This window comes from Marinomonas sp. CT5 (genome assembly GCF_018336975.1).
GTDB lineage: Bacteria > Pseudomonadota > Gammaproteobacteria > Pseudomonadales > Marinomonadaceae > Marinomonas.
In genome coordinates, this window is the sequence record NZ_CP025572.1 from 171,162 (window position 1) to 189,710 (window position 18,549).

Below are 18,549 nucleotides of genomic sequence, written 5' to 3' on the forward strand. Positions count from 1 at the left end.
CAAAATATAACGTCATTTAGCAACAATTGTCTCATTTAAAGTAGTGTTTTTATTCTCAGGCAAATCATCAGGTTTTAGGTCGGCTAAGACTTGGTCTGTTAGTTTATAACTGTATAAAAAGATGACCAAGCCAATGGTCGCGCCAATTGCATTGCCTAAATTGAGAGCGTCCCACATACCTTGAATGACTTGTGGTGTCTGCTTTACAACCGCTCCTCCAGTAGATTCAACAAAACCCACCAAAGCCAAGTATCCCATTGCAATGGCACCGCCAACGGCTGTGGTAGCTTTATTGGCGAAGGTTTGGGTGGCAAAGGTCACCGCTTCTAAGCGTTTCCCTGAGCGTATGTAGCCATATTCAATGCAATCAGCAATGAAGATGCTTGGCATAATTAATGTGACGCCAAGGGCGATGGCTTTAATCATGGTTAAAGCAACAAACACTTCAAGATGTTGATGGCCAAGTCCCCAAGTAATGACCGACAAAACCGCCAATGCCGCAGAAGCCCAAGCAAAGGTACCAATTTTACCAACTTTACGAATGCCAATGGGAACTAAAGGAGAAGCCAGCATGGCTGGGCCTATCATGGCGAATAGGAGTAAACCGGAAAGAGATGGGTCATTAAAGACATCCCGTGCGATATAGGGCATTAAGGTGAAAGCAAAGTTTGATCCACCAATAAAGACAAAGGCAAGAATAAACATCAGTAAGTATTTATTGCCAGTGACTGTGCCCAATATTTGTTTGAGAGTCGGAACCTCTTGCTCTACTACATGACGCTCTTTCACTGTGCGTATGGTGAGCATCAAAAACATGGCGACAATACACATAATAAGCGCCGCTAATGTCCATTTACCTTCAAGTTTTTCCACTAGCCAAGGTGCGCTAACCATGGCAATTACCATACCGACAAAACCACCGAAACGTACAAAAGAATAAATGACATTTCGTTCATCTTTATTCTGTGTCATTACTGATCCAATGGCATAAGCGGGAGCGTCCGAGACGGTATACAACATTCCCCAGCCGACGTAAGTGGCGAAGGCATACGTTACGCGAATCCACATAGGTTGCTCAGCAAGATAATCCCCAAAAGCAAATATCAGTATGGTCGCCAGAGGGACCGCCCATGCGATGGCATTTACCCAAGGCTTAAATTTACCGCCTTTTAATCGACTACGTTCCACTATAATCGATAAGATCGGGTCATTAACGGCATCCCAGACTCTCGCCAAAAGAAAGATAATGCCCACCGTTCCAGCGGATAAACCGAGTACTGAGGTGTAGTAAACGCTGATAAAAATAGTCACGAACATAAAAATAATGTTCTGACCTGTGAAAAAAGTGTAATAGCTAAACCGTTCTTTACGGCTGGTTTCATAGTGAGAGTTGGACATCATTGCCTCATTGTTTTTATTGTTAATAAAGGAGCTGATTGTCATTACGCCTTGTTGATAGGCGTAATGACTTAGGTTTGAAACGGGTTTTAAATTCTTACTTGTTATTCAGCGAAGCAATAAGTTGTAAGATGTTATCCTCAGAATATTGCTGGCTGTTGAACACAGGCAGATTTCTCAAGGGCATATCGGCTACCATGGATTCCGCCATTAGGCGATCGGCTTCGGCCGCTGAGTCGTTTTGATCCCCTCCCATCATCTGGGTAAACACCGAAAGCATGCCATCATAAAGAGGCTTGCCTAGAGGTTCGTTGGCAATGTCGCCTAAGGTAGAATTTACCGTATAAGGCTTAATCGGGGTTGGGGTTGGAATGTCATAGCCTAATAAAGCGCTGAAAGCCGCGTCGTTGAAGTCGCGCTTGGCTGGTTCAAAATAAGGGGTTAATGCTTGGTTAGGCGATTCTGCATCAATATCGGTTTTCAATACGATCGTCGCCGTATCACGAATGTCCTCAACAGAAGAGCCAACGTAGATTCGATAATCATCACTTTCTGCGACCCATTTTGCTTTGTCTTTATGCCAATAGGCAAAAGCTCGATAATCTAATTCGAAGGTGATTTCCTTACTTTCGCCTACCTCTAAAAAGACCTTTTTAAAGGCTTTTAGCTCTTTCGCAGGACGAGGTTGTGATGGGGAATTTTGACCTACGTAGCACTGCACCACTTCAGCACCGGCTTTGTCGCCTGTATTGGTAATGGTGATTTGCAGTGTAATAGAATCGTTTTCTGCAAAGTGCTCTTTATCACCACTGAGCAGTTTTAAATGGTAATAGGTGAAGTCTGTATAAGATAAGCCATGGCCGAATGGGAAAAGTGCTTGCGTTTTGATGGTATCAAAATAGCGATAGCCTACCCAAATAGCCTCACGATATTGGACTTGCTTGGTGGTGCCTGGGAAATAAGGTTGGCTTGGCACATCTTCTAAGCAGACAGGGAAGGTTTCGGCCAATTTACCACTTGGGTTGACCTCACCAGACAATACTTTCGCAATTGCTGACGCACCTGCTTGACCGCCCAAATAGGCTTCCAATATGGCTGGGACTTTATTCACAAAAGGCAAAACAACGGGCGCACCATTTTGTAAAACCACCACGGTTTTATTTAACTGCTCGCCAAGGGCCGCGATAAGATCCAGTTGAACTTGCGGTAGATTCAGGTGCTGGCGGTCAAAACCTTCGGATTCGTATTTTGGCGTTAGCCCAGCAAATAAGAAAACCACATCGGCTTGTTTTGCCAACTCAATCGCTTTATCGATTTCAGCACTGTCTTCTTGATCATTGAGGTGATAGCCAGCGGTGTAACTGACATTATCGGCACCAAATTGTTTTCTAATTTCGTCGAGCGGTTGCTCTAATTTGAATGGGTTAATTTTAGAACTGCCGGCGCCTTGGTAGCGCGTATTGTTGGCTAGAGCACCAATGACAGCGACTTTCTTTCCTTTGGTAATTGGCAAGATTCCATCATTCTTCAACAGGACGCAGGTTTCTTCTGCGATTCGGGCGGCGAGTTCGTGATGAGCCGATAAGTCTGCTTGAACCGCTTCGGCTTCTAAGGCCGCTTTGGATTTCAGAATCAGCGCTAGAACGCGAGCAACGGATTTGTCTAAGGCTTCCATTGTTAGCTGTCCGCTTTCTACGGCGGCCATGATTTTCTTGGTATTCATGTCGCCCGAGCTTGGCATTTCAAGGTGTTGGCCATTTTTTACACCTTCCACGCGGTCATTATTCGCGCCCCAATCGGTTACGACAATGCCTTCAAATCCCCATTCTTTAACAAGAATGTCATCAAGCAGTTGTTTGTGTTCTGCCGCATAGGTGCCATTTACCTTGTTGTAGGAGCACATGATGGTCCAAGGTTGGGTTTGCTTAACGGCTTTTTCAAAAGCAGGAAGGTAAATTTCACGAAGTGTTCTTTGATCTACGATCGCATCGACTGTCATACGGCAATGCTCATGATTGTTCACTGCGTAATGTTTTAGACTGGTGCCTACGCCTTGGCTCTGTACACCTTTGATCCACGCCGCTGACATGTCGCCAGCCAGAAGAGGATCTTCAGAAAAGTATTCGAAGTTACGTCCGCCTAATGGGTTGCGTTTAATATTGGTGCCAGGACCAAGTAAAACGGAAACTTCTTCAGCACGGCATTCTTTGCCAAGCGCTGTGCCCATTTCTTCAATGAGTTTTGTATTCCAAGAAGCAGCAAGCCCTGATGCGGTAGGAAAACAAGTGGCTTTTACGGCGGCGTTTAAACCTACATGATCGCCTTCTCCTGCTTGTTTTCGTAAACCATGAGGACCATCCGTCACCATGATTGAGGGTAAATCCAAGCGCTCGATACCATGTAGATTCCAAAAGTCCTTGCCAGTACAAAGCATGGCTTTTTCTTCTAAGGTGAGCTCCGTTAAGAGTTGTTTTATTCTTGAATCACTCATTGTTTTATCCTTTTTAACGTTGTGGAGATGGCTTCATTCCATCCATTAGCAATTGAATTAAAACCGGGGTGAGTTTAGGGATCGCTTCTTGCTCAATTTCCATTAGGGCGTCTCGGCGCAATAGCATGCGCCGGAAGAAGGTGGTGATCGCGTTGAAAATAGTGACCATCAAATAGTCGGCTGGAATGTCACTGCGGATACTGCCTTCTTCTTGTCCAAGCAGAACAAGGTTGTTGAGGGAGTTTGTGATGCTATCTGGCATCAGCTGCTTCAGCTTTTCTCGGAATCCACTAGGAATGCGTGAGCCTGCATAATAACCATCAAATTCGGCAATGAAGCGGTCGTCATCTTCATATTGAGGATCTGAATAAGCGTGCATTAATACGCCAATTCCTTCGTGAATCGTGGCGTAATGACGCGCTTCGATTTTTTCTATGATGCTTTGATACACCTTGAGTTTACGTGTGATGACAACCACCAAAATAGCAAACCCCAAGTCGTATTTGTCTTGGTAATAGCGATATAGCGTATTGCGGCTCATGCCAGTGGCGGCCGCAATGTCTTTCATTTGTGTGTCTGCAAAGCCATTTTCAATAAAAAGTGCTTCTGCAATATGGATGATTTTGTCCCGAGTTGCCTCGGTTTGGTGAACCATTCTTGATGTCATATAAAATGTTACACGTGTTATATTTTTCTACAATCTAAGATGTGTGAAATAGAGAGTCAATCAAAAATACGGAGAAAGCTGCATTGTTTGCCTAAAAAGTAGCAACAGATTGCGTTTTATCCTGTAAAGAAAGTGCATGACATTGTTTTTCCAATTAACAGCCATATTTAGCTTTATATACTTTGTCCAAAGACTGAAATATTTTCTGGAGTTCACAATGACAAGCACTGAGAAAAGCCTTTTTAGCCCTGTAACAGTGGGCGATCTAGAGTTACCAAACCGTTTTATTATGGCGCCTTTGACGCGCCGACGTGCACCAGGGCATCTGCCTAACGCCTTAATGGCGGAATATTATTCGCAACGGGCTAGCACCGGCTTGTTGATTACAGAATGCACCATGGTGACAGAAGGTACGTCTACGTTCGGAGACGAGCCGGGCATTTATTCGCAAGAACAAATCGAAGGCTGGAAACTCACGACAAAAGCCGTACATGAAAAAGGCGGCCGCATTTTTATACAGATTTGGCATGGTGGCCGTGCGGCTCACCCTTTGTTTAATGACGGTAAAGAGTCGGTTTCTGCAAGCGCGATTGCCATTGATGGGGAAACACATACTCCGCAAGGCAAACAGTCCTATACCGTTCCTCATGCCTTAAGCGTGGATGAAATAAAAAGCATTGTGAATGACTTCCGCCAAGCCGCGATTAATGCCAAAGAAGCGGGCTTTGATGGCGTTGAAATCCACGGCGCTAACGGTTATTTGATTGACCAATTTTTGCGAGAAAGCTCTAATCAACGTACCGATGAATATGGCGGCTCTTTAGAAAATCGTGCTCGTTTTTTGACTGAGATTTTAGAAGCGGTGACAGACGTTTTGGGCAGCGGCCGAGTGGGTCTGCGCTTGTCGCCTTTAAACACTTTCCAAAGTATGAGAGAAAATGACCCTGTTACGTGGACGCGCTTTTTGGCTGAGCATTTAAATCAGTTTAACTTGGCGTACTTACATTTGATGCGTGCTGATTTCTTTGCAGAGCAGCAAGCCGATGTCGTGACTGTCGCTCGTGAACATTACAAAGGGCATTTAATGGTGAATATGAGTTATACACCGGAAGAAGCCAATCAAGTGATTGAGAACAATCAAGCGGACAGTGTCGCCTTCGGTAAAGGCATTCTTGCAAACCCTGATTTTGTAGAACGGGTTGAGGCGGGAGCCGAACTAAACGAGCCGAACCCAGATACTTTCTATACATCAGGAAAAGAAGGTTATACCGATTACCCGTTTATGAATGCATAACGAGATTACCTGCTCATGAATGCAAAACGCCAAGGCTTCATTCAGCTTTGGCGTTTTTTTGCTGTTGGATTCGATATTCCTGTTGTAAATAGGTTTCCTTGGCAAAAGGATTGACTTCTTGTCTCTAAGTCTTTGAACTTAGTTAAATTCACTTGTGTTTAAGGCAATATCATTGTGACCACCCATTCTGTTCTTACTTCTAAGTTACCTTCTGTCGGCACCACTATTTTTACCAAAATGTCCGCTCTTGCGGCCGAAAAAGGCGCAATTAATTTATCTCAGGGTTTTCCAGACTTCCCACCTGACTCTCGATTATTGGAGCGCGCATCCCAAGCGATTTTAACCGGCAATAATCAATATTCGCCTATGACAGGTTTGCCAATGCTCAGAGACGCTATTGCGAGCTTGATTAAGCGACATTACGGCCGAAATGTTAGCTCGAATGATGAAGTTACGGTGACGAGCGGGGCGTCGGAAGCCATTTTTGATGCCATTGCTGCCTTGGTACAGAACGGCGATGAAGTGATTCTGTTTGATCCAGCTTATGATCTATATGAACCCGCTGTCAGTCTAGCAGGCGGTGTGTGCCGCCGAGTGACTTTGAAAGCGCCAGATTTTCGTCCTGACTGGCAGGCGTTTTCTGAGCTGCTAACGGATAAGACGCGTTTAGTCATCATTAACACGCCACATAATCCAACAGGAAGCTGTTGGTTGGAAGAGGATTTAGAGTCTTTATGGCAAGCGATTGCTCAGCGCGATATTTATGTTTTGTCCGATGAAGTCTATGAATTTATTCACTTTGGAAATTCAGCAGTGAGTGTTCACAAACATACTGAGTTGGCGAAACGCAGCTTGGTGGTGTCTTCGTTTGGTAAAAGCTTTCACCTAACCGGCTGGAAAGTGGGCTACATTGTGGCACCGAAAGCCTTAACGGTTGAGCTGCGAAAAGTGCATCAGTTTGTTTCTTTCTGTACGGCCACGCCGTTGCAGCAAGCCTTGGCGGAACATTTAGTGGCGGAGCCTGAAGCCAGCGCGGGGTTATCAGGTTTTTACCAACAAAAACGGGATGTATTACGAAACGCGTTGGCAGACAGTCGATTCACTCTGCTGCCTTGCAGTGGGACCTATTTTCAGTTGTTGGATTACAGTGAGATTAGTGATCTGGACGATGTGGCGTTCTGTGAATGGCTTATTGATCGAGTGGGTGTGGCGGCGATACCTGTGAGTGTTTTTTATCAGCAACCGCCAACCAATCAGCGCCTCATTCGCTTATGCTTCGCAAAAGAAGAAAGTACCTTATTAGATGCTGCTCAGCGGCTAGCTCGCCTATAAAGTGACTCGGCGAAACAAAAGCTTCGCCGAGTTGTATTTACTGGGGCAAGGTTTCAAATGCTGGAACATCGCTGAGATGCTCGTCCCAGTTGCCTTTGCTGTCCATGAAGATATGAGCTTGCGGTGTTATGTCTACCTCGGTATCTAGGCATCCGGCTGGAACAACGACCACGCCGCGAGCTTTTGCATCGGTTGGAACATTGGATCCGCATACCGAGCAAAAAGTGCGAGAAAAATGGGTGTTTTCGAGCTGATAAAAACTAAGCTTGTCTTCACCGCTTAGCCAAGTTAGTTTCGCTCCAGGAGCGAATAAATTAGCACAATGGGCGCTACCGGATGTTTTTTGGCAACGACTGCAATGACAAAGGAAGAACTTCTGAAATTCCCCCTCTAGCTCGAATTTAACCGTACCGCATAAACAAGAGCCTGTGTGAAGATGATTCATAATTGAATACTCCAAGTTAGCATTAAAGGTTAAACACCTACAGAAAACATGCCTTCTAAGTCATCTTTTGAATAAGCTTTAAAAGCCAACATGGTTTCTGTCTTCAGAATGTAATCTATTTGAGCGAGATGTTGCGTGACTAATTCAGATATTTCGTCATTGTTCTGAACACGAGCAATCGCCGCAATATCATAGGGGCCACTTACCGAATACACCTCAGATAAACCTTCAATGGAAGCGAGCTTTTCGGCGACTTGGTTGATGTGCTTTTTCTCAACAGAAAGCATGATGATAGCAGTAACCATGAGAGATCCTCTTCATATTGTTGATGGACGCTGGTGCTTTAAAATATGACGGTCAGCGTTTAGTAGGGGGATTAAAGCACCTTAAGTGATGATTTACAAAGGCACAAATTAGCTAGCTTGGGTTAGGTTTGTGCCTAAGTTCAATTCCACCTCGAATCCATCTTTTTTTCCATTCGCGGGAGACCGAAGTTCTAAGGTTATCCCTGCTCCTTTGGCAATTGCATCGACAATCGCCAGTCCCAGACCGGAGCCAGGCGCCGTTGTATTGGCTCGCACAAATCGATTACGTAATAAAGCGAGATCTTGCGGTGCAACTAAGTCACACTCGTTTACCACTCGCAACCTGCCGTCTGCTTGCAAATTGACATCCACTGGATGATTGGAGCGGCCATGTTTGAGCGCATTTTCAATTAAGTTACGCGCGAGAATGGCAAAGGCATCTGGGTCTAATAGCGAGTTAATCTCATTTTTTGCTAAAGTTAATTTAATCCGTTCTGGGAATTGACGACTAAAGTCACCCACTATCATCTTCAATATAGGCACAAGATTATTTGGCTGTTGTGAAATAGCGCCACCACCTTCTGCCTTTGCTAATTCGAGTAATTTTTCAGACTGCTTTGATAAACTTTTGAGCGAGTTTTCAACATCTGTGATTTGCGTTTTTAATGGCTCGTCTGTTGCCGCCGACTTGATGCGTTGTACCTTGGCCAATGCTGTCGCCAGTGGCGTACGTAATTCATGGGCACTGTTGGCGGTAAAGCTGCGTTCAGCTTCTAATGTGCGGCGGAGTCGTTCGAGCAAGCGATTGACCGCTACCGCGATAGGTTTAAATTCTTTGGGGAGTTTTTCCATTTCCACTGGAGATAAATTCCCTGCACCACGCTCTGCAATATCGAATTGAAATACGGCGACTTTTCGAAGAGATAAGCGAATGATCCACCAAATGCCAAATAAACTAATGGGCGCAAGGAATAATAAGGGGAGTAGTAAGGCAATACCTGCTTCAATAAGGTCTTCATTTCTTCGGGCCAGCTGCTCGGCAACTTGAATATAAACTCGATTATCTAGTGTCGAGGTTGTGTATATTCGGTGACTTTCTGTGTTTGAGAAGCCCATTTGTAGCGAGCCGTTAAATACTTTCGGATTGGCATCCTTAGAATGAAAAAGAACATTTCCGTGCTGGTCTTTGATGGTATAAGTTAGGTATTCGTCATCATTTTCTCTTGTTGGGATTTCTTGACTATTGTCTTTCTTTTTCTGTAATGAATCGCTAATCACCAAAGGTAGAATTTGCAGAGCAGATTTTTTCAGCGCTTTATCAAAAGACTCATTCATCTCTTTTTGAACGACTAGACCTGAGCTAATAGCACCAAATAGCCACAATAATGAAACCCCTATAGTCAAACCTATACTGAGGCTTTTCTTTAAACTAGCGTTAGTGCTCATAAGTCTCCAAGCGATAGCCCATGTTTCTGACGGTAATAATGACATCTCGACCCAGTTTCTTGCGTAAGCGACTGATGTAAACTTCAATGGTGTTGCTCTCGATTTCAGCGCCAAATTGGTATAAGCGGTCTTCAAGTTGCGAGCGAGACAATAGTGTTCCTGGACGTTGTACTAACCCTTCGAATAGCGCCCATTCACGCGCGGTTAATTCCACAGGTAGGCCGTTTGCCTTGATGCGATGCTCTCCCAAATCTATTTCTAAATGTCCCAATTTGACAAGAGGATTTGGATCGCCACGATACCGTCGAGCAACGGCTCCGACACGAGCAGACAATTCAGAAAGGTCAAAAGGCTTGATTAAATAGTCGTCTGCTCCAGCGTTCAGACCCTCAATTCGGTCCGACACCTGATCGCGAGCAGTGAGAATGATTACGGGGGTTGAGTTTCCTGATTTTCTAAGACTTTTTAGAAAATCAAAACCATTGCCATCCGGTAACATTAGATCGAGCAATACCAGATCGTAGCTTGTTGCTTGCACACTGGCTTCGGCAAAGTTCAAGCTCTGTACCCAATCCACAGCGTGACCGTCGTCGCAAATTTGATCTCGAACCGCTTCACCTAAACCCGTTGTATCTTCTATTAACAATACTCGCATGCCATATCCCTGATTTAACTGTTGCGTTCATCATAGCTTATCGATCTGACATTAACCTGAATGGAGAGGCTGTAACGGCTACTTTCGATTCTGATTGTTTTTTATAAAAAATATCAGCATTCAGTTTAGAGTCAGGAAAGGATTATAGAGTGTTGTTAACAGAACGAAAAAGGCAACCATGATGAAATATATCCTACTGACATTTAGCATTCTTTCCTGTTTGGCATTGTCTATGTCGGCGCAAGCGAGAGAAGTAACCTTTACCACCCAACTGGCCCGCTACAGTGGCAGCGGCGCGTATTTTGCAATTTACCTTCTGGATGCCAATAACAAGTATCAGCAGACAATCTGGGTGGCTGGGAAAAAACGTAAATATTATTCGCACTTACGTGGTTGGTCACGTGCAAGTGGGAAGAGAGCGGTTGAATACGATGGAAAAACTGGAGCGAGTGTCACCAGTGGTAGATCATTAACTATTAGCCAGAACATAGACGATAGCTTGATCGACTCTGGCTATAAAATCGTCATTGATAGCGCAGTTGAAGACGCAAACAGCAACCAAGCCGATGTATCGACGCCTTTGACAACCGCAGGGGCAGGCAAAGCTGTCGTTGGTAGCGGTTACGTGATGTCATTTACCTATGATTTTAAATAATCAGCAGGAGTAAAAATTATGTTACGTAAAATTCATGGTTTACCAAGTTTGGCGGTCATGTTGTTTGTCGTACTACTTGCCGGTACTGGAGCAATACTGTCTTTGATGCCGACATTTCAACGAGCCGCCGCAGTGATTCCTGCCGCTGGCGAAATAAGCGCGGCAACGCTGGCTCAGCATGTCGTGACACATTTCCCACAAGTCGAACGCATCGAGCGAGATCTTTCTGGCGAAGTCATTGTTCACTATCAACAAGATAATAAAGTTCACGCAGACTTGGTTAATCCGTTAACGGGTGAAAGCATTGCGCCGTATAAACCTTCCGCTGTGATGGTTTGGGTAAAGAATCTGCATCGTTCTTTTTTATTGGGTGACACGGGTCGAATCATGGCGGGCGTGACAGCTGGCTTTATGGTGCTGATCTGTCTTTCTGGAACTTTTTTATTGGTCCGTCGCATTGGTGGTTGGAAAGCCTTGGTTAAACCCTTTAAAGGTAAAGGCAGCAAACGTATTCATTCTGAGTTAGCGCGTTTTGCAATACTTGGTTTGTTACTTTCCTCATTAACCGGCGCCTATATGTCAGCGCTGCGCTTTGGTGTCTTTACTGATCATACTTATGTAGAAGCCGAGTTCCCGAATGCTGTTTCGGGTGGACAGCCCGCTTCCGTCAGTTCGTTAATAGCATTAAAAAACATAGATTTAAGTGAACTGCGAGAGCTCACCTTTCCTGCTCCTAATGACCGACAAGATGTCTATTCGGTAACAACACGTAGTGGCGTTGGATTTGTCGATCAATCAACAGGCCAATGGCTTTCTTTTGCGGCTTTACCTGAAAGTGGCGTACTACAACAATGGGTGACGAAACTCCATACAGGCGAAGGTTTGTGGTGGTTAGGGTTAATCCTAGGAGCTTCTGCGTTGACTGTGTCTGTGTTGTCTTATACTGGTGCTCGGTCTTGGTGGATTCGTCGCCGTTCGGCCATTAGTCAAGTCAATAGTCAGATCAACATAGTGGATATTGAGCAAGCGGATACCATTATTTTGGTCGGATCTGAGGGCAATACAACTTGGGGATTTGCTCGAGACCTGCAAGCAAACCTCTGTAAAGCGGGTTGCAAGGTGTATTGCGCTGAGATGAACCAATTGGCGGATTATTATCCACAAGCTAAGCGATTGTTTATTTTAACTTCGACCTACGGCAATGGCGATGCACCGTCTTCTGCCCATAATTTTTTAGCAAAATTAGCGAGTTTTCGGCCGGATCAGACCATGCAATTTGCCGTATTGGGCTTCGGTGATCAGCAGTTTCCGCAATTCTGTCAGTATGCACTAGATGTGGATGCAGCTATACAAAACAAAGGCATAGCTCGCCTTCACTCGGTAGGTTTGATCAATCGAGGTTCTTCTGCACAATTTCGGGAATGGGGTAATGATATTGCTGATGTGACTGGTATTCCGCTTGCTTTAACTCATAACCCGCTGCCGACTCCGACCGCAAAGCTGACACTGATAGGTCGTGAAGACTATGGTCTAGATGGCTTGGCTGCCACAAGCATTTTTCGCTTTAGTGCAACGGGTAAGGATCCCTTACCACTTTTTGAAGCGGGAGACTTATTGGGGATTGTGCCACCAAATGATGACGTGGCACGTTTTTATTCCTTAGCATCCTCAACAACCGATGGCGTATTAGAAATCTGCGTACGCAAACAGCCATATGGTCTTTGTTCTGGTTATTTACATAACTTAAGACTGGGTGATGGAATTAAAGGTTTTATTCGCCAAAATCCTGAGTTTCGTCCTGCGGTTGGCGGCAATCCAATCATTCTTATTGGTGCTGGCGCGGGCATAGGTCCGTTGGCGGGATTTATTCGCAAAAATACTCAGCGTAATCCAATGTTTCTTTACTGGGGCGGACGCAATGAAGAGTCAGATTTTCTTTATCAACCAGACCTAGGTCGTTACCTTGAGGATCATCGTTTAACTGGACTGCAAACGGCTTTCTCACAGACGAAAAGCCAAGCCGCTGAAAAAACGTACGTACAGGACAAGCTGTTAGAAGATCAAACCGCGGTGCGACAAATGTTAGAGCAAGGTGCGCAGATCCTTGTTTGTGGTGGTCGAGACATGGCCGCTGGTGTCGCTCAGGCGATTGATGACATTCTTAAACCCTTGCAGATCAATGTTGACGCCTTAAAAGCCCAGGGCCGTTATTTGGAGGATGTTTATTAGCTCCGTTTACCTAATGATTCATTTATTTACATAATGACATTAAGGAACAACGATAGACTCAATTGGTTACCTAATAACGTCTAAACAACACAGTAAGAACGTCAGTGCCTCTGTTATCCTGAATTTAGTTTTTTGGGATGATTTTCATATCCAATGCATATAAATAAATTCTCAGAGGTAGAGAATGCGCGAGACAATGATGCTGAAAATTAACGATGATGTTGACTTGTTGTCTGCTATTTTAAGCATGCAGAGCAAGGGCGAAATTCAGGCTGAAGACTCTTTGACTATGGCTCTGCACCAGGACTTAGATCATTTGATTCAAACCATTCGTCAGCATTTGGGAATGGATACAGCTTTTTTATCTCGTTTTCATCATGGTTATCGTGAAATGCTTCATGTTGATAATAGTGTTGGCAGTACCATTGCTCTTCATCAAGGTCATAAAGATAAAAATGAAGAAACCTATTGCCGGCTGATCGCGGATAAAAAGCTGCCAAGCATCATTCCAGATACCTCAAAAAATAAACTAACAAAAGACTTAGCCGTCACCAAAGCGTTGAATATTGGTAGTTACATCGGCGTACCAATTTATCTATCCGACGATTCCATTTACGGCACTTTATGCTGTTTTAGCGAGCGAGCAGATAAATCTTTATCAAATAAAGATTTATCGCTTTTAACCCTGTTCGCAAAATTTGCAGCGCGTAATATTGAAAAAGAACTTATTGTTTCAAAAGTGCAGCAAATGGCCCGAGATGATCTCTTCGATATTATCAATAAAAAACGGCTTAATATTGTTCTCCAGCCCATTTATGATTTGAAAAAGAAGAGTGTTCAAGGCTTTGAGTGTTTATCGCGCTTTCAAACCGAACCATACCGTTCCCCTGATTATTGGTTCAATAAAGCCAATGTGTCTGGTATTGGTGAAGTGCTTGAGTTGTTTGCCATTGAGGAGGCGCTTAATTTGTTGCCTGATATTCCAGAGCAATATTATATAACCCTAAATATTTCCCCTAAGCATCTTACCTTGCCTTATCTGCAAGCCATGTTAGATAAAGCACCTTTGCATAGAATTGTTTTGGAGGTGACTGAGCGAGAATGTATTCCAGACTACAAAGCATTTCGTAACGCGATTCGGCCATTTCGAAAACGAGGCATGCGACTTGCTGTCGATGATGCAGGAGCTGGTTTTGCAAGTTTTCAGCACATACTGGAGCTGCAAGCAGACATCATCAAATTAGATAGAAGTTTAATTTCTAATATCAATTCAGATCACAGAAAAAGAGCTTTGGTTGCCGCTTTAATCGGCTTTGCAAAAGAAACCAAAAGCAACGTTCTCGGTGAAGGTGTGGAGACCTTGGAAGAGCTGGAAGCACTACAAGAGTTAGGGGCTCAAACAATTCAAGGATACTTTTTTTGCCATCCGCTGCCAATTGATGACGTGTTAACTTTTTGCTCTAGTCGAGCTTAGTTTGTATGAAAGGAGCCTCTTTAATGAGGCTCCTTATCATGATTATCGCAATAAAAATTGCTCGTCTTTTTTTAGAATATATGAACCTTTTCGATATCAAAAGACAGGCTTATTTCTTCGTCGATTTCAAAGACTTTATCTTCATTAATAGACGCAATTACTTTATTTCCATCAGCTAATGTAATGTCTAGCACGGTTTCGGTACCAAGACGTTCTGATAATGACACACGGCCATGCATTGAACCTTTTACTTCACCGTGATGAGGCTCTAAATACTGAGGACGAATCCCTAGCTCAAGAGTGTTTCCAATGGCAACATCACTATTGTGTCTAGGTAAGACCACCTCATCTATAACGTCTGAACTGACGGTGATGCCGTCGTTATCATGAGCCACCACTTTTACTTTCACAAAGTTCATTGATGGAGAGCCAAGAAACCCCGCGACAAAGCGATTTGCTGGCTTATGGAAAAGCTCCATTGGTGAGCCAATTTGTTGCACTTCTCCATCTTTGAGCACGACGATTTTGTCCGCTAAAGTCATCGCTTCAACTTGGTCGTGAGTCACATAAATCATGGTGGCATCGAGTTTTTTATGCAACTTTGAAATCTCCATTCTCATATCCATCCGCAAGGCGGCGTCTAAATTTGAGAGTGGTTCATCAAATAAAAACACTTTAGGATTACGAACAATGGCGCGACCTATTGCAACACGTTGTCTTTGACCTCCAGACAGTTGGCTAGGGCGACGATCCAGCAAATGTTCCATTTGTAGTATTTGTGCTGCTTCGGTTACCCGTTGTATTTTTTCCTCCTTGGGAACGCCTGATACGGTTAATCCAAAGCCAACGTTCTCTCGTACCGTCATATGAGGGAAAATGGCATAAGATTGGAAAACCATGGCGATCCCTCTGTCCTTTGGTTGTAACTCATTGACGACATTTCCGTCTATGGTTAACTCTCCACCAGAAATATCTTCAAGCCCTGCTATCATACGTAAAAGAGTGGATTTACCACAACCCGAAGGGCCAACAAAAACAACGAACTCGCCGTCTTTGATATCGATATCGATGCCCTTAATAACACGAGTTGAGCCGTAGTTTTTTTCAATGGATTTTAGCTGTAAATCCGCCATGACTACTGTCCTTTTTTATTGTTATCGTCTGTACTTAACAATCCTTCATCACTCACATGTACTGCGACGGGATCTAAAATTTCACCAACAAAACCATTTGGTCCTTGATCATGAAAACCTATGATCACGGGGCCTTTATCTGTTTGTAGGATTCGTGCTGCATATCGGTAACATGGATTATTGCCGTCTAGAAATTCACCGTCCGGAAGGTTCCATGGCCCTTCAGGGTTGTCCGAAACTAAGTAGTGATTGCCTGTGACAGGGCTGCCTGGATGAGCTTTTACGTAAGCCTCAGACCAATGGAAAGACGATGTGCAGAATAAACAGTACCAACGACCAGCAAGTTCAAACACTTGTGGGACTTCTAATTGACCGAAGCCGCCAACAAAAACGGGCTTTTGAAGCTCCCAGTGATATAAATCGTCGGAGGTTGCAAAGCCAATGGCACCGCCAGCATTGGGCTCTTCAATACCAGGCGCACGAGCAGTAAAATACATTAACCAGCCTTTACCATTCGGATTTTTCATCACCCAAGGATCACGCATGGCTCGATCATGCCAATGACCTACTTGATGTTGCTGCTCATAGTACTGGGCATTGTCTCCGACAAGGTCTAAGCACAAGCCACTTCCTACACGTTTCCAATTGTGTAGATCATCACTGACTGCATGACCTACACGCTGGTATAAGCTTTGCTCAGCTAAACAGGTACCAGTATAAAAGAGGTGGTACAAACCATTATCATCTTTCACCACACTACCTGTCCATGTTGTAGAATCGTCCCAAGCTGTTGAGGACGAAGGTTCGAAGCAGGTGCCTAAATGTTTCCAATGGATCAAATCTTTTGATGTTGCATGGGCCTGAGTGACATTTAAATGGCGCAGCTCTGGATCGACAAGCGACTTGTCTGCTTGTAAAAAATAGCCATGCCAAACATCACCTTCTTTGTGATACCAACTGTCCCATATCCATTTTCTTTCTAATGCTATTGTCATTTTTAATACTCCAAAAAGTTTATCCTTTGACCCCAGTCGATGCGATGGAAGCGATAAATGCACGCTGTAAAGCGACGTAAAATGCTAATACAGGCACAGTGATGATGGTTAAATAAGCCATGACTTCTCCCCATGCCGTGTTCAATTGAAAAAAGTACTGTAAACCAACTAATACTGGGCGATATTGTTCTTGCTGAGTCACCATGATTGGCCACAAATACTGGTTATACATGGCTAAGAATTTTAGAATGGCAGCGGTCGCTATGATCGGACCGGATAAAGGCATCACGACTCTCCAGTACACTTGCCACCAACTGCAACCTTCTATTCGTGATGCTTCAATAAGCTCTTTTGGCAAATCTTTGAAATACTGAGCGAATAAAAAAATGGTTAGTCCATCAGCGATGAATGGAATGATCTGAACTTGATAGCTGTTTAACCAACCCCAACTAAAACCATCTAATCCAAGCCAAGGCAGCTTTGAAACCATCAACAACATTGGAATGGCAATGGTTTCAAAAGGCACAATTAGAGTCGCTAAAATAATTGAAAAGGCGATGTTTTTTCCTCGCCAGTTGAGAAATACAAAGGAAAACCCTGCCATCGAACAAACGAGCAGACTAAGTATGACAGTCGTGCCAGTGACAAACAGTGAATTCATCATAAATATGCCAATAGGAGCGCGTTCAAAGGCAGCTTTATAGTTATCAAAACTAATGTCTCCAATAGGAAGGAACGCTCGTATAGAGGAGGTATCTGCTAACAACTGTTGATCAGGTTTTAGCGATGACATCATCATAAAAACAATCGGAATGACAAAAATGAGTGCGATGAGAGTCAGTACCATATAACGCACGATTAACCGCAACGTCGGGTTGTCCATATCTAGTCGAAACATCAATTCTTCTCCCGCGTTAAATAACGTTGAAATAGTGAAATGCTTAAAACAATCAAGAACAGCACCACAGACATGGCCGAGCCACCAGAAATGTCTTGTTTGCCATAACCGCGTTCGACAGTTTGATAAACAATGGTTTGTGTACTGTCTAATGGTCCTCCGTTCGTCATTACATCAATCTGAGCAAACAATGAGAAAGCTTGCATAGTAATAACGATTAATACCAATACGGCAGTGTTGCGTAACCCTGGCCATGTTATAAATCGAAAAGTCTGCCAAGATGAGGCCCCTTCAATTTTGGCTGCCTCGTATAGTGTTGGAGATATGGTTTGTAAGCCAGATAGCCAAATAATCATATGGAACCCTACTGCTTGCCAAATCGACATCGCCATGATGGAACCTAGTGCTGTATCTGGATTTCCTAGCCAATCCACAGGTTCAAAATAGCCAAAAGTAATAGTGCTAAGCGCATTATTTAATAAGCCATTTTGTCCGTCATAAATGAAACGCCAGAGTAATGAAACGACAACAATCGATACGACCACAGGCATAAAATAAATGGATCTAAAAATATGAATGCCACGAAGTGGTTGGTTGATCAGTAGTGCCAAAACAAGCGCCAAAGCGCCCTGCAAAGGGGCAACAAATAGGACAAAAGTGAAAGTGTTAATGAGTGCTTTCAGAAACACTAAATCACTCGCCATGATGGCAACTTTTTTATCTCCCCAAGTAAACGAAAACCATTCTTTCATTCCCTGTACATTTGGGTAATCTGGGTTATTGCGGGTGAATTTTCTAAGTTTTGGATATTGAACTTCACCATTTTTATCTAATAATACTGAACCATTGGCATCTACCTTGGGACCCACGACCAAAACACCAAGATCTAGCATGTTGGCATAATTTTCAAAGCCAACGTACTCAGCTTTGTTAGGAGACATCAATCGTTGATTTGTCATAGAAAAAACAATTGCTAAAATGAACGGAACAACAATAAAGAGCACCATTAAGCTAAAACCAGGCGTGGCAAATATCCACCCGGCTTTGTTGTGCTGCGCTAATACGGAGTTTTTTTTCATAAGAATCACCAGAGCTATGAGCCAAAAGGGCTTAAGCTAAAATTAGTAGGCTA

16 protein-coding genes are annotated in these 18,549 nt (G+C 43.8%); 5 read left to right on the forward strand and 11 right to left on the reverse strand.

The annotated features are described in order from the left end of the window. Nucleotides 1-12: 12 nt before the first annotated feature. From C0J08_RS00790 to C0J08_RS00800, 3 genes are all read right to left on the reverse strand, one after another. Nucleotides 13-1,398 (reverse strand): MFS transporter, encoded by a 1,386-nt coding sequence (locus C0J08_RS00790; protein ID WP_212654248.1) that lies wholly within the window; start codon nucleotides 1,396-1,398, stop codon nucleotides 13-15. Nucleotides 1,399-1,495: 97 nt separating this feature from the next. Then, nucleotides 1,496-3,889 carry a glycoside hydrolase family 3 C-terminal domain-containing protein gene (locus C0J08_RS00795; RefSeq protein ID WP_212654249.1) on the reverse strand — a complete coding sequence of 798 codons (2,394 nt, stop codon included), beginning with the start codon at nucleotides 3,887-3,889 and terminating at the stop codon, nucleotides 1,496-1,498. Between the two features lie 13 nt (nucleotides 3,890-3,902). Further along, complete coding sequence (locus C0J08_RS00800) at nucleotides 3,903-4,556, reverse strand: TetR/AcrR family transcriptional regulator (RefSeq protein ID WP_212654250.1); 654 nt, start codon at nucleotides 4,554-4,556, stop codon at nucleotides 3,903-3,905. Nucleotides 4,557-4,773: 217 nt separating this feature from the next. Here C0J08_RS00800 and C0J08_RS00805 point away from each other — a divergent pair, with 217 nt between their 5' ends. Then, nucleotides 4,774-5,850 carry an alkene reductase gene (locus tag C0J08_RS00805; RefSeq protein ID WP_212654251.1) on the forward strand — a complete coding sequence of 359 codons (1,077 nt, stop codon included), beginning with the start codon at nucleotides 4,774-4,776 and terminating at the stop codon, nucleotides 5,848-5,850. A gap of 174 nt (nucleotides 5,851-6,024) precedes the next feature. Then, nucleotides 6,025-7,182: a methionine aminotransferase gene (locus tag C0J08_RS00810; protein ID WP_212654252.1), complete on the forward strand. Its 1,158-nt coding sequence runs from the start codon at nucleotides 6,025-6,027 to the stop codon at nucleotides 7,180-7,182. Between the two features lie 37 nt (nucleotides 7,183-7,219). Here the strand turns inward: C0J08_RS00810 and C0J08_RS00815 are convergent, their stop codons facing one another. The 4 genes from C0J08_RS00815 to C0J08_RS00830 form a co-directional block, all read right to left on the reverse strand. Next, complete coding sequence (locus tag C0J08_RS00815) at nucleotides 7,220-7,627, reverse strand: GFA family protein (RefSeq protein ID WP_212654253.1); 408 nt, start codon at nucleotides 7,625-7,627, stop codon at nucleotides 7,220-7,222. 29 nt (nucleotides 7,628-7,656) lie between these two features. Then, the gene (locus C0J08_RS00820) at nucleotides 7,657-7,932 is read right to left on the reverse strand and encodes an Lrp/AsnC family transcriptional regulator (RefSeq protein ID WP_212654254.1); all 276 of its coding nucleotides are present in this window, start codon (nucleotides 7,930-7,932) and stop codon (nucleotides 7,657-7,659) included. Between the two features lie 108 nt (nucleotides 7,933-8,040). Continuing rightward, nucleotides 8,041-9,378, reverse strand: coding sequence for a sensor histidine kinase (locus C0J08_RS00825; RefSeq protein WP_212654255.1), 1,338 nt, complete (start codon nucleotides 9,376-9,378; stop codon nucleotides 8,041-8,043). After that, nucleotides 9,368-10,033 carry a response regulator transcription factor gene (locus C0J08_RS00830; protein WP_011978061.1) on the reverse strand — a complete coding sequence of 222 codons (666 nt, stop codon included), beginning with the start codon at nucleotides 10,031-10,033 and terminating at the stop codon, nucleotides 9,368-9,370. The genes C0J08_RS00825 and C0J08_RS00830 overlap by 11 nt, the downstream gene beginning before the upstream one ends. 178 nt (nucleotides 10,034-10,211) lie before the next feature. Between C0J08_RS00830 and C0J08_RS00835 the strand changes: the two genes are divergently transcribed. The 3 genes from C0J08_RS00835 (at nucleotide 10,212) to C0J08_RS00845 (ending at nucleotide 14,391) form a co-directional block, all read left to right on the forward strand. Continuing rightward, nucleotides 10,212-10,688, forward strand: coding sequence for a DUF2271 domain-containing protein (locus C0J08_RS00835; RefSeq protein ID WP_212654256.1), 477 nt, complete (start codon nucleotides 10,212-10,214; stop codon nucleotides 10,686-10,688). An 18-nt stretch (nucleotides 10,689-10,706) separates the two neighbouring features. Beyond that, a complete protein-coding gene (locus C0J08_RS00840; RefSeq protein ID WP_212654257.1) occupies nucleotides 10,707-12,917 on the forward strand; it encodes a PepSY domain-containing protein in 2,211 nt (736 codons plus the stop codon). Between the two features lie 184 nt (nucleotides 12,918-13,101). Next, nucleotides 13,102-14,391 carry a sensor domain-containing phosphodiesterase gene (locus C0J08_RS00845; protein WP_212654258.1) on the forward strand — a complete coding sequence of 430 codons (1,290 nt, stop codon included), beginning with the start codon at nucleotides 13,102-13,104 and terminating at the stop codon, nucleotides 14,389-14,391. A 71-nt stretch (nucleotides 14,392-14,462) separates the two neighbouring features. On the opposite strand, the gene C0J08_RS00850 is transcribed toward C0J08_RS00845, so the two are convergent. Genes C0J08_RS00850 through C0J08_RS00865 form a run of 4 tightly spaced genes read right to left on the reverse strand, consistent with a single transcriptional unit; the run spans nucleotide 14,463 to nucleotide 18,496 of the window. After that, a complete protein-coding gene (locus C0J08_RS00850; protein ID WP_212654259.1) occupies nucleotides 14,463-15,524 on the reverse strand; it encodes an ABC transporter ATP-binding protein in 1,062 nt (353 codons plus the stop codon). A 2-nt stretch (nucleotides 15,525-15,526) separates the two neighbouring features. Continuing rightward, nucleotides 15,527-16,519: a glycoside hydrolase family protein gene (locus C0J08_RS00855; protein ID WP_212654260.1), complete on the reverse strand. Its 993-nt coding sequence runs from the start codon at nucleotides 16,517-16,519 to the stop codon at nucleotides 15,527-15,529. Nucleotides 16,520-16,538: 19 nt separating this feature from the next. Then, the gene (locus C0J08_RS00860) at nucleotides 16,539-17,417 is read right to left on the reverse strand and encodes a carbohydrate ABC transporter permease (RefSeq protein ID WP_212654261.1); all 879 of its coding nucleotides are present in this window, start codon (nucleotides 17,415-17,417) and stop codon (nucleotides 16,539-16,541) included. Next, complete coding sequence (locus C0J08_RS00865) at nucleotides 17,417-18,496, reverse strand: carbohydrate ABC transporter permease (protein ID WP_212654262.1); 1,080 nt, start codon at nucleotides 18,494-18,496, stop codon at nucleotides 17,417-17,419. Before C0J08_RS00865 ends, C0J08_RS00860 begins: the two co-directional genes overlap by 1 nt. Nucleotides 18,497-18,549: the final 53 nt, after the last annotated feature.